Source organism: Kribbella ginsengisoli (assembly GCF_039537185.1).
GTDB classification, from domain to species: Bacteria; Actinomycetota; Actinomycetes; order Propionibacteriales; family Kribbellaceae; genus Kribbella; species Kribbella koreensis.
In genome coordinates this window covers 139,482-151,943 of the sequence record NZ_BAABAA010000011.1, presented here as the reverse complement: position 1 = coordinate 151,943, position 12,462 = coordinate 139,482, and the positions used below count along the sequence as shown (strand labels likewise).

Annotated in this window: 8 protein-coding genes; 6 read left to right on the top strand and 2 right to left on the bottom strand. The window is 69.9% G+C overall.

Annotated features, from left to right (window positions below; translation table 11 throughout):
- The first annotated feature begins 9 nt into the window (after positions 1-9).
- The 4 genes from ABD768_RS32160 to groL are packed head-to-tail and all read left to right on the top strand — an operon-like array spanning position 10 to position 4,531.
- Positions 10-1,053 (top strand): amidohydrolase family protein, encoded by a 1,044-nt coding sequence (locus tag ABD768_RS32160; RefSeq protein ID WP_344846888.1) that lies wholly within the window; start codon positions 10-12, stop codon positions 1,051-1,053.
- The gene (locus ABD768_RS32155) at positions 1,053-1,769 is read left to right on the top strand and encodes an iron-sulfur cluster assembly protein (RefSeq protein ID WP_344846886.1); all 717 of its coding nucleotides are present in this window, start codon (positions 1,053-1,055) and stop codon (positions 1,767-1,769) included. Before ABD768_RS32160 ends, ABD768_RS32155 begins: the two co-directional genes overlap by 1 nt.
- Positions 1,766-2,791, top strand: coding sequence for an NAD(P)-dependent alcohol dehydrogenase (locus ABD768_RS32150; RefSeq protein WP_343965275.1), 1,026 nt, complete (start codon positions 1,766-1,768; stop codon positions 2,789-2,791). Before ABD768_RS32155 ends, ABD768_RS32150 begins: the two co-directional genes overlap by 4 nt.
- Positions 2,792-2,839: 48 nt before the next feature.
- Positions 2,840-4,531: a chaperonin GroEL gene (gene groL / locus ABD768_RS32145; RefSeq protein WP_344846884.1), complete on the top strand. Its 1,692-nt coding sequence runs from the start codon at positions 2,840-2,842 to the stop codon at positions 4,529-4,531.
- 25 nt (positions 4,532-4,556) lie between these two features.
- Here the strand turns inward: groL and ABD768_RS32140 are convergent, their stop codons facing one another.
- The gene (locus ABD768_RS32140; protein ID WP_344846882.1) at positions 4,557-5,549 is read right to left on the bottom strand and encodes an NAD-dependent epimerase/dehydratase family protein; all 993 of its coding nucleotides are present in this window, start codon (positions 5,547-5,549) and stop codon (positions 4,557-4,559) included.
- A gap of 46 nt (positions 5,550-5,595) precedes the next feature.
- Positions 5,596-8,364: an ATP-binding protein gene (locus ABD768_RS32135; RefSeq protein ID WP_344846880.1), complete on the bottom strand. Its 2,769-nt coding sequence runs from the start codon at positions 8,362-8,364 to the stop codon at positions 5,596-5,598.
- 165 nt (positions 8,365-8,529) lie between these two features.
- Between ABD768_RS32135 and ABD768_RS32130 the strand changes: the two genes are divergently transcribed.
- Both ABD768_RS32130 and ABD768_RS32125 read left to right on the top strand, forming a co-directional pair.
- On the top strand, positions 8,530-9,561 hold the full coding sequence (locus tag ABD768_RS32130; RefSeq protein ID WP_344846878.1) for an alpha/beta fold hydrolase: 1,032 nt from the start codon (positions 8,530-8,532) through the stop codon (positions 9,559-9,561).
- A gap of 111 nt (positions 9,562-9,672) precedes the next feature.
- The gene (locus ABD768_RS32125; protein ID WP_344846876.1) at positions 9,673-12,459 is read left to right on the top strand and encodes an ATP-binding protein; all 2,787 of its coding nucleotides are present in this window, start codon (positions 9,673-9,675) and stop codon (positions 12,457-12,459) included.
- Positions 12,460-12,462 lie beyond the last annotated feature (3 nt).

Below are 12,462 nucleotides of genomic sequence, written 5' to 3'. Positions count from 1 at the left end.
GGAGGGACCGTGTACGAGAAGAACGGCGAGAAGTACTTCGTTGTCGACAGCCACATGCACTTCTGGAACGCCGGGCCGGACAACTGGGTGCCGGGGGCCGAGCAGTACGCGAAGGGCTGGATCGAGTGCTTCCACGCCTACCAGAGCCTGGCGCCCAAGGAGACCCACTGGCCGATCGAGAAGTTCATGAGCTACACCGAGGACGACCTGATGAAGGACGTCTTCGAGGACGGCTACGTGGACGTCGCGATCTTCCAGCCGACGTACCTGAAGGAGTGGTACACGAAGGGGTTCAACACCACCGAGCAGAACGCCGACCTGGGTGAGAAGCATCCCGGGATGTTCGTCCTGAACACCCGCTTCGACCCCCGCGACGGCGACATCGGCCTGGAGGAGCTGAAGGCGAACGTGGACCGGTACGGCTCGAAGGGCGTCAAGCTCTACACGGCCGAGTGGAACGCCGGCTCGCGCGGCTACAAGCTGACCGACCCGGCGGCGTACCGGTACCTGGAGAAGGCGCAGGAGTACGGGATCAAGAACATCCACGTCCACAAGGGCCCCACCATCTGGCCGCTGGACAAGGACGCGTTCGACGTCTCCGACATCGACCACGCGGCGACCGACTTCCCCGAGCTCAACTTCATCGTCGAGCACGTCGGGTTGCCGCGGATCGAGGACTTCTGCTTCATGGCCACCCAGGAGCCCAACGTGTACGCCGGGCTGTCGGTGGTGATCGGCGGCCTGATGGCGGCCCGGCCGCACTTCTTCAACAAGGTGATGGGCGAGCTGCTGTTCTGGGTCGGCGAGGACAAGATGACGTTCGGCAGCGACTACGGCATCTGGGAGCCGAAGTGGCAGATCGAGGGCTTCGTCGACTGGGACTTCCCCGACCTGCCCGAGTTCGCCGACTATCCCCGGCTCGGGGTGGAGGGCAAGAAGAAGATCCTCGGGCTGAACGCGGCGAAGCTGTACGACATCAAAGTGCCCGACGAGCTGCAGCTCAAGGCGGCCACTCCGGCGGCGCAGGACGACGCGAAGCTGGTCACCCAGTAATGACGGCAACAGCTGAGAGGTCCAGGGTGCTGAGCGCCCTGGACCTTGTCCGCGATCCGGAGCTGGACGAGCCGATCACCACGCTCGGGTTCGTCTCGTCCTGTCATGTCTCGGCAGCCGGTGACGTCGTCGTCAGACTCCGGCTGCCGACCTATTTCTGCGCACCGAACTTCGCCTTCCTGATGGTGGCCGACGCGTACGACGTACTGGCCGCGCTGCCCGAGGTGCGGAGCGTGGACGTGACGCTGGAGGACCATTTCGCGGCCGACCAGATCAATGCGGGCGTGGCCGCGCGGGCCGGCTTCGTCGCGGCCTTCGACGGCGAGGCGGCGGATGAGCTGGACGACTTGCGCCGGACCTTCGTGTCCAAGGCGATGCTGGCCGGGACCGATCAGGTCTGCCGGCCATTGGTTGCCTCGGGCACCGATCCGGCCGAGCTGACCCGGCTGACGCTGGGCGACGTACCACCGTCGGCCGACCTGGACCGGCTACGGCGCCGGCGGGCCGAGCTGGGCCTGCGCTCGGACGACGGAGCGCCCCTGCTCGTCGATCCGGGCACCGGTGCGCCGATCGCCGCGGCCGGCGCACCGAAGTACCTGGGCCTGGCCCGGCTCACCCAGACCGGGATCGAGGCCAACACCGGGATCTGTAGGGGAATGCTGCGGCACCGGTACGCCGGGGCCGGGGCCGGGGAATCGGAGGAGGGACCAGGATGAAAGCAGTCCGGCTGCACGGATACCACCAGCAACCAGTGGTCGAGGACGTTCCCGAGCCGAAGATCAGCGGCCCGCTGGACGTGATCGTCAAGATCGGCGGCGCCGGCGTGTGCCGCACCGACCTGCACATCATCGAGGGCCAGTGGGCGGACGCGATGCAGCCGGCCCTGCCCTACACGATCGGGCACGAGAACGCCGGCTGGGTGCACGAGATCGGCTCCGCCGTCACCAACGTCCAGGTCGGCGACACGGTGATCCTGCACCCGACGCCGACCTGCGGCCTGTGCCACGCCTGCCGGGCCGGCAACGACATGCACTGCGAGAACAGCACCTTCCCCGGCCTGGACAGCGACGGCGGGATGGCGGAATACCTGCTCACGTCGGCCCGGGCCTGCGTGAAGCTCGATCCCTCGACGCAACCCAAGGATGTCGCGGCACTCGCCGATGCGGGCATCACGGCGTACCACGCGGTGCGCAAGGCGCTCCCCCAGCTGTACCCCGGCACGACCGCCGTGCTGATCGGGGCCGGCGGGCTCGGCCACATCGGCATCCAGTGCCTGTCGGCGCTGACCGCCACCAACATCATCGTGGTGGACCGCAACCCGGAGGCGCTCAAGCTCGCCGAGCAGCTCGGCGCCGATCACACCGTCGTTGCTGACGGCAACCAGATACAGGCGGTCCAGGAGCTGACCGGTGGCGCGGGCGCGCACGTCGTGCTCGACTTCGTGGCCGAGCAGGGCGCCGAACAGGACGGCTTCGCGATGACCCGGCCGAACGGTTCGTACTTCGTGATCGGGTACGGCGGCGAGCTCCGGGTCCCGACCCTGGACATCATCTCCACCGAGCGCAACGTCATCGGCAACATCGTCGGGACGTACAACGACCTGGCCGAGCTGATGGCGCTCGCCCAGGCCGGCAAGGTCACCCTGCACACCAGGGCCTACCCGTTGGAAGCCGCCGCCGAGGCGGTCGCCGATCTCGACGCCGGCCGGGTGCGCGGCCGAGCGATCCTCGTGCCCTGACGCACCTACACCGTTCGCCCTGACCGGGCACGTACTGAGGAGGGAACGATGGCCAAGGAACTGCGATTCGGTGCACAGGCGCGTGAGCTGATGCTGAGAGGGGTCGAGCAGCTGTCCGAGGCAGTCAGCTCGACGCTCGGCCCGAAGGGGCGCAACGTGGTGCTGGAGAAGATCACCGGCTCCCCCGTGGTGACCAACGACGGCGTCACGATCGCCCGGGAGATCCACCTCAAGGACCAGTTCGAGAACATGGGCGCCCAGCTGGTCAAGGAAGCCGCGATCAAGACCAACGACATCGTCGGCGACGGCACCACCACCGCGACCGTGATCGCGCACGCGATCGTCCGGGAGGGGATGGCCGCGATCGGTTCCGGCGGCAACCCGGTGCTGATCAAACGAGGGATCGACCTCGCGGTGGCCCGGCTGGTCGAACGGCTGCGTCAGGTGGCCTACCCGGTCGTCAGCGAGCTGGACTTCGCCCGGGTGGCGGCCATCTCGGCCAACGACGACAACACGGTCGGGGCGGTGATCGCGAAGGCGCTGCACTCGGTCGGCGACGGCGGCATCGTGACCGTCGAGGAGTCGGCCGAGCACGGGATCCGGGTCGACTTCGTCGAGGGGTTCGAGTTCGACAACGGGTACCTGTCGCCGTACATGGTGACCGATCCGGGCAGCCTCCAGGCGGTCGTCGACGATCCGTACATCCTGCTCTGCAGCGAGAAGATCACCAAGGTACAGGAGCTGATGCCGCTGCTCGAGAAGGTGATGCGCGATCCCAAGCCGCTGGTGATCATCGCCGAGAACCTCGAAGGCACGGCGCTCAGCATGCTGGTGCACAACCACATCAACGGGCACTTCCAGTGCGTCGGCGTGCGGGCGCCCGGGTTCGGCGACCGGCGGCTGCACAAGCTGGAGGACATCGCCGCCATCACCGGTGGCGCGGTGCTCAGCAAGCACTCGGGCTTCAGCCTGGAGACGATGACCATCGACCAGCTCGGCCGGGCCGACCAGGTCCGGGTCACCGCGGAGCGGACGGCGATCGTCGCGTCGCCCGGGCATGAGAAGGATGTCGAGTTCCGGCTCGCCCAGCTGCGGGCCGAGCTTCAGCGGGCGACGTTCGGGGTCGACGAGGACGTACTGACCGAGCGGATCGGCGCGTTGTCGGGCAAGGTCGGCGTGATCTCGGTCGGAGCGCCGACCCCGGCCGAGCTGAAGGAGCTCCAGCACCGGGTCGAGGACGCGCTGTCGGCGACCCGGGCGGCGATGGCCGAAGGGATCGTGGCCGGTGGCGGGGTGGCGATCCTGCACGCCGCGTCGGCGCTCGACGATCTCGAGGTCAAGGACGACTACGCGACCGGCGTCGACATAGTCCGGCGGGCGCTGCGCGAACCGGCGTACCTGATCGCCACCAACGCCGGCTACAACGGCGAAGAGGTGCTGGAGCGAATCAGCCAGCTGAGCACCGACGACGGCTTCGACGCCCTCGACGGCCGCTACGGCAACATGCTCGAGATGGGCATCGTCGACCCGCTCCGAGTAGCCCGCTCAGCCCTCCAGAACGGCGCCTCGGTGGCCGGCCTGCTCCTCACCACCAACGCCATGATCGCCGAAGAACAAACCGCCTGGGGCGGCAGCGCCGCCCTGATGACCGAGTTCGGCCCCCTGGACGAAGGCCTCCACCAACCCTCCCCCGACTCCAGCACCCCGCAATCGCTGGGCCTCGGTCCCTCCGTCGGCTGACCACCTGGTCCGTACGGTCTTCGGCTCAACCGCCGAAGACCGTACGGAAGCCGTCGCGCCAGGACGGGGTGGTCAGGGTCCAGCCGAGGGCCGCCTTGGCCTTGCCGTTGGTCGCGGCCGGGAGCTGATCGCCGTAGTACACGGCCTGTACGCCGAGGGTCTCCGCCGCCTCCGTGGCGGAGATCCGGCGTGGCAAGGGTGCGTCGAGGATCCCTGCGAGATAGGGCAGCCACTCGGCCTGGGCGGCCGGTTCGTCGTCCATGATGTTGTAGACGCCAGGGTCACCCTGCTCAGCGGATCGGAGGGTGGCCGCGACCGCGTCGTCGACGTGGATCAGCGGATAGCGGCCGGCGCCGTCGCCGACGATCGGCAGCTCGCCCGCGCCGATCGCCACCGCGATGTCACCACCGGGTCCGATCGAGGTGCCCGCGCCGTAGAGGAACCCGTAGCGCAGGACGACGCCGTCGATCCCGGTGGTGCCCAGCACCAGCTCCTCGGCCACCACGTTCGCTCTGATGTGGATGCCGATCGGCCCCGGAGCATCCAGGTACAACGGTGACGACTCGTCCGTCAGGTCCTGCCCGGGCGCGGTCATGAAGCTCGCGCTCTGCGCCACCACCCGGCGGGTGCCGGCCTCGCTCGCGGCGCTCATCAGGATCTTCGTTCCCTCGATCCGCAGCCGGTTCGTCACCTCGAGCCAGGCGCCGTAGTCGGCGGCCGGGGAGGACAGCGCGGTCATCAGGTTGACGATCAGCTCAGGCTCGGTCTCGGTGATCGCGCGGTGTACGGCCGCCTGGTCGAGTCCGTCCATCAGGACCGGCCGGGCGCCGAGCGCCGCCACGATCGGCAGATTGGCCGACCGCCGGGCACTCGCGGACACTTGGTGGCCGCGGGCGACCAGCGCATCGACGAGCGGCCTGCCAACCACCCCCGTACCACCCGCGACGAAGACTCGCATGGTCATCTCCTTGTCGCCGATCCGGCTGTGACTGAAGACAGCCTGCCCCGGTCCGGTCACGCTTCGCGCCCCGGACACCCCTGGTCGGGCCACTGGTCGGCGCGACTCACCAGAGGTCCGCGGCCTGCAGCGCTTCGGTCAGATGCGTACGGGTGCTGATCGCGAGCTTGGTGAACACCTTCCGCAGATGCCACTCCACCGTCCGCGGACTGATGAACAGCTCGGCGCCGATCTCGGGGTTGGACAGCCCGCGGGCCGCCAGCCGGGCGATGTGCAGCTCCTGCGCGGTCAGGTCGAGGCTGGTGTCGACCGTCCGCTTGCGCGCCAGCTCACCGGTCGCGGCCAGCTCTCGCCGGGCCCGCTCGGCGAAGGCGTCCATCCCGATCTCGGTCGCTGCTTCGTGGCTCGCCCGCAACAGCTCACGGGCCTCGACCCGCCGGCCCTCGCGCCGCAGCCATTCGCCGTACAGGAGCCGGGCGCGGACCAGCTCGGTCCGTACGTTCGTCCGGCCGAGTCGTTCGATCGCTTCCCGATAGAGATCTTCGGCCTGTTCACCCTGGTGGAGTTGGGCGTTCGAACGCGCGGCGACCCCCAGCGCCCAGTCCGTGCCGCTGGCCTGCGTCATGACGGAGAGCTGCTCGAACGCCTCGACCGCGGTGGCGCGCTCACCCGCGCGCACGGCGGCCTCGACCAGCTCGACCAGTCCCCAGTTCGACACCCCGATCTCGGCCGGGAACGCGGCGGCCTCGCGGGCGGCGGCCAGCGCCTCGGAGTACCGGCTGAGTCCGTTGCAGAGCAACGCCCGGGCCCAGTGCGCCAGCGAGACGCCGATGCCCTCGCCGCGGGCGGCGAGCTCGCGCATCGCGTCGGCGATCAACGGAGCGGCCTGATCCTCGTGACCGCGGAACGCCGCCAGGCCGATCGCCGCGTAGAGCGTCAGCGTGTTCTCGGCCGCCTCGCTCACTGCCCTGATCTCTTCGACCGCGTCGGCGGCCGCGGTCAGCTCGCCGGCGAACACGTCGACGAAGACGCACGTGGTCAGTGCCAGCGGTAGAGCGCTGAGCGCCCCCGTGGTACGGACGTTCGCCAGATGCCGGCTGGTCAGGACGGCCCAGGCGCGCTCGTCCCACAGGTCGGAGGCCACGACCGCCGCCAGCCACATGAAGCGAACGCTCTCCTCCATCGTCAACTCATCGCCACCGAACGCCCGGATCGCCTTCCTGAGCAGCGGTACGGCCGTGGCGTAGCCATCGGCGAACAGGACGGCCACGCCCTTCAGGAGCAGGTCGCCGCGACGCAGGTGATCCGCTGACGCCAGCGCGCCGTGGGCGGCCGAGGCCACCTCCAGCGGTCCTGGCCCCGACGCCAGCCGGCCGGCGAACAGCGCGGCCGTCATGGCGTCGCCATAGCTGTCGAGCGCGAGAGCACGGTCGAGTGGTTCGAGTCGCCGGGCCGCGGTCAGCAGCAGCGACAGCGCCTCGTTCCCGCGGCTCGAGGCGAACTCGACCTGCCCCCGGAGCATGTCGGTACGAGCCCGTTGCAAGGCGGTCAGCGGCCCGTGCCCGGCCACCGCCAGCAGATTCAGGGCGTCGTCGAACGCACCGGCGTGCACCATCGCCCCGGCCGCGTCGAGCTGGCGCTGGGCCCGGTCGGCGGGATCCGGGGTGAGGATGGCCGCCCGGTCGAGGAACGCCGCCGCGGCAGCCAGTCCGCCTTGGGCCATGGCGCGGTCCGCGGAAGCCTCGAGCTCCGCGGCGACCGTCTCGTCCGGATCGGTGGCAGCGTGCGCGCGATGCCAGGCGCGCCGGTCCGGATCCAGCTCGCGATCCGTCGCCTCGGCCAGCGCCCGATGCGCTGTCCGGCGTTCCGCCAGGTCCGCGGACCAGTAGGCCACGGACCGTACCAAGGGATGCCTGAAGTGAACGGTCTCCCCCAGCTCGATCAGACCGGCCTGCTCCGCCGGTCCGGCCGCGTTCACGTCGAACCCGGCCTGCCGGGCGGCGCGCCACAGCAGAGCGACGTCACCCAGTGGTTCGGCGGCCGCGGTGAGCAACAGCCGTCGCGACGGAGCCGGCAGCTGCTCCAGCCGGCGCAGGAACCCGTCCCGCATCCGGCTGACCAGGGTTCGCGGCCAAGGGGGCTCCGGTCCGAAGGTCAGTTCTGTCGAGGTCAGCCAGCGCGGCAGCTCCAGCAGCGCCAGCGGGTTCCCGTGCGCTTCGGCCAGGATCCGCTGCCGGACCCGGTCGTCCAGCGGACCGTCGAAAGAGGCCTTGAGCAAGGTGTCCGCGGCCGGCTCCGCCAGCCCTTCGACAGTGAGCGACGGCAGCCCGGTCCACGACCGGCGGCCCTCGCCATCACGGGTCGCGATCACCAGCACGACGGCCTCGGTCGCGAGCCGGCGGACGACGAAGGCGAGCGTCTGCGCGGACGCTTGATCCAGCCACTGCGCATCGTCGACCAGGCAGAGCAGCGGCTGCTGTCTTGCGCCTTCGGACAGCAACGTCAGGACTGCGAGCCCGATCAGGAACCGGTCCGGTGGTGGCCCGGCCCGCAGCCCGAATGCGGTGCCGAGAGCATCCGCCTGCGGAGCCGGCAACCGGTCGAGCCCGTCCAGCAAGGGTTCGCACAGCTGGTGCAGACCGGAGAACGCGAGTTCGAGCTGTGACTCGACGCCGGCGACCCGCAGGATCCGGCTGCCCCCGGCGGCACCGGCCAGATACTCGAGCAGCGCGGTCTTGCCGATCCCCGGTTCGCCCTGGATCACCAGTACCGCGCTGTTGCCCGCGCGCGCTGCCTTGACCAGACCGGCCAGCGTCTCGCACTCGCTGCGTCGGCCTGGTAGATCCGGCCATCGACTTCGCGGCCCCGGCGACATCGTCCCTCCAGCGACTCGGTCTTACCGTGCCATCCCGGCGCGACGCTGGCAATGGCCGACCAGGGCTGCGACCAGGGCAGTCACTGGTGCCAGTGACTACCGGCCGCGCCAGGCTCGCGACATCGGCAGACACAGCGATCTGTCCCCTGACAAAGGAGTTTCGCGATGAGCAAGTCGCTTTCCCGTCGTGGGTTCGTCACCACGGCCGCAGCCGCCACCACGGTGTCGCTGGCCGGTGGCTGGGCGTCGTCGGCAACGGCCGCGCCCACCCGGGTGCAGGACGGTTTCGGTTCGGTCGGTACCGCTCCGGGGCTGCCGGCCGGATTCACCAAGACGTTCAAGAGCCGGTTCGTCCAGGCCAACGGCATCCAGCAGCACGTCGTCGTCGGAGGTGACGGCCCGCCGCTGCTGCTGATCCACGGCTGGCCCGAGAACTGGTACGCCTGGCGGTTCCTGATGCCGGCCCTGGCCCGTGACTTCACCGTCGTCGCCGTCGACCAGCGCGGTATCGGACTGTCCGAGAAGACCGCAGGCGGCTACGACTCAGCCACTCTGGCCGCCGACCTGGCCGCACTGATGACCAAACTCGGGCACCAGCGGTTCGCCGTTGCGGGCCATGACACCGGCTACATCATCGGCTACGCGCTCGCCGCCGACCACCGTGACCGCGTCGACCGGCTGGTCGTCGCCGAGATCCCCGGGCCACCCGGTGTGGTCGACCCGCTGAACCCACCGCCGCCGCTGTTCCTGCCGGGTTTCCTGAACGACAAGCTCTGGCACATCCCGTTCAACCGGGTCGACGACGAGCTCATCGTGGACATGGTCAAGAGCAACGCGGACGCCTACTACCGCTACGAGTTCTCCATCCAGGGCGGCGGCGCGACCTTGCCGGATCAGGCCATCGACTACTACGTGAAGCTGTACACCCGCGACCGGAACACTCTGCGGGCCAGCTTCGGCCTGTACCGGGCATGGGACGCCACTCTGCAGCAGAACGGAGCACGCCAGGCCAGCAAGCTGACCATCCCGGTGCTGGGCATCGGTGGCGCGAACAGTTGGGGTGGAGCCGCCGCCGGTGGAATCGCCCCCGCCGCGACCAGCGTGCAGTCGCTGGTGATCCCCAGCGCCGGCCACTGGGTAGCCGAACAGGCACCCGCCGCGATGATCGCGGCACTCACCGGATTCCTCACCCCGTAGCCCGACCGGTACCCATTGCCAGGCCTGTTTGCCGATGGCAATGTACGGAGCACGGCCCCTGCACCCACTGGCTGGGAGCCGTGATTCTCCGGACGGTGTGCCATGGCGGCGATGGCAGGCTTGCGGGGGCGAGCCAGCGAGTGCGAAGTGCTGAACGGCCTTGTGCAGAACGCACAGACCGGTCACAGTCAGGTCCTGGTCCTGCGCGGTGAGGCCGGCATCGGGAAGACCGCGATGCTCCAGTTCCTGCTCGACCGAGCCGCCGACTGCCGGATCAGCCAGGCGTCCGGCGTCGAGTCGGAGATGGAGCTCCCGTTCGCCGGCCTGCACCAGCTCTGCGCCCCACTGCTCAATCGTTTGGATGAGTTGCCGACGCCGCAGCACGAGGCCCTGGCCACCACGTTCGGTCTGCGGCCCGGCAACCCGCCCGACCCGTTCGTGGTCGGCCTCGCCGTCTTGAACCTGCTCTCCGGCGCGGCCGAGCAACAACCCCTGGTCTGCGTGATCGACGACGCCCAGTGGCTCGACCACGCCTCCGCCCAAACCCTCGAGTTCGTCGCCCGCCGGCTCCGGGCCGAACCGATCGCCCTCGTCTTCGCCGTCCGTACCACGGACCAGCAGCCCAAGCTGACCGGACTGCCGGAACTCGTCCTGACCGGGCTGACCAACCGCGCGGCGACCGGGCTGCTGGACTCAGTGATGGTCGGCCCGCTGGACGACCGGGTCCGCGACCAGGTGCTGGCCGAAGCTCACGGCAATCCCCTTGCGCTGCTCGAACTGCCCCGCCAGGTGTCCCGGACCGAGCTGACCTTCGGACCGGACGGCGCCACCCTGACCGGCCGGCTGGAGGAAGGATTCCTGCGCCAGTTGCAGGTACTGCCCGAGGAGTCCCGCCGGCTTTTCCTGCTCGCCGCCGTCGAACCTGTCGGCGACGTCGACCTGTTGCGCCGCGCCGCGCAACGGCTCGGCATCGGCCATGTCGCGATCCAGGCGGCCGACGGCGCCGGCCTGCTCGAACTACGGCACCGGGTCGAGTTCCGCCATCCCCTGGTGCGATCAGCCGTCTATCGGGCGGCGAGCGAACAGGAACGCCGTACCGCCCACCAGGCGCTGGCCGACGTGACCGACCCGGTCAAGGATCCGGACCGTCGCGCCTGGCACCGCGCCCGCGCTCTCGCCGGGCCGGACGAAGCCGTCGCCGCCGAACTCGAACAATCGGCCGACCGGGCCCAGAAACGCGGCGGGCTGGCGGCCGCGGCGGCCTTCCTGGCAGCGGCAGCGACCCTCACCCCCGACCCGGCCCGCCGCGCGCAACGCGCCTTGACCGCTGCCCAGGCGAAGGCCGCGTCGGGCGCGTTCGATGATGCGCTCAGCCTTCTGGCGGAGGCTCAGGCCGGACCACTCGACGAGGCCGAAGGCGCGCGGGTCCAGCTGCAGTACGCCCAGATCTCGCACTACTCCCAGCACGGCAACAAGGGCATGCCGCTCCTGCTGGACGCCGCGAGCAGGCTGGAGAACAGCGATCCGAAGCTTGCCCGGGAGACCTACCTGGATGCGCTCGCCGCGGCCATGTTCGCCGGGCGGCTCGCCGACGGCCCCGACACCGGGATGCAGCAGGTGGCGGAGGCGATGCATCAGGTTCAGCTGCCCGCAGAGGCCACCAAGCCCGACCTGCTCCTCCAGCATGTCGCCCGGCTCTACACCGACGGCTACCCGGCCGCCGCGGCCGGCTTGCTCGACGTCGTGAACGCCTTCGGCAGCGACGAACTCACGATGGACGAAGCGGTCCGCTTCGCCTGGCTGGCGGCGTGCGCGGCGACGGATCTGTGGGACGACCTCAACTGGGGCATCCTCACCCGCCGCCACCTGGACGCGATCCGCGGCATCGGCGCGCTCGGCGTACTGCCTGTGGCCCTCAACAGCCGGATCATCTACGACCTCTACAGCGGCGACCTGGCCGAGGCCGAGTCTCTGGTCGCCGAGGCCGCCTGGGTCGCCGAGGTGACTGGTGGCCAGAACGCGATGATCCCGTACGGCGAGATCAGCCTCGCCGCGCTCCGCGGCCGCAGGGTCCACGCCGAGGCCGGCTTCGCCAGGATCCTCGACGACATCGCGGTCCGCGGCGAGGGTGTCGGGCTGAACATGGTCAGCTGGTTCCAGGCGATCCTGTACAACGGCCTCGGCCGGTACGACGAGGCGCTCGCGGCCGCCCGTACCGGCGCCGCCTCACCGCTGGAACTCGGGCCGCCGAAGTGGGCGCTGGCCGAGCTGGTCGAAGCCGGCGTCCGTAGCGGGAACATCGACGAGGCAACCGCCGCGCTCGAGCAACTCGGCACGTTCGCACGGGCCAGCAACACCGACGCGGCCCGTGGCGTCCTGGCGGGACGTACCGCGCTACTGCGCAGCGGAAGCGCCGCCGAGGACTGCTATCGCGAGGAGAGCGAGTTGCTCGCGCGCACCACGCTGCGGGTCGAACAGGCACGTGCCCAGCTCCGGTACGGCGAATGGCTGCTGCGCGGGAACCGTCGCCACGACGCCCGCGACCAGTTGCGTCCGGCCTACGAATCGTTCAGCTCGTTGGGTGTCGACGGATTCGCCGAACGGGCCCGCGGCGGGCTCGTCTCGGCCGGAGACTCCGTCCTCGAACGCTCCCTCGACACACCAGGAGATCTCACCGCCCAGGAAGCCCATATCGCGAGACTCGTCTCGGAGGGACTCACGAACGCCGAGATCGGCGCGGTTCTCTTCATCAGCGCCCGGACGGTCGAATGGCACCTGCGGAAGGTCTTCGCCAAACTCGGCGTCTCCACCCGGCGCGAGCTGCAGCAGCTCAGAGCGGCCAGTGCCGGCACCAGGGGCGTCCCTGGTTCGAAGGAGCGGCACGACGAGCGACGGTGATCC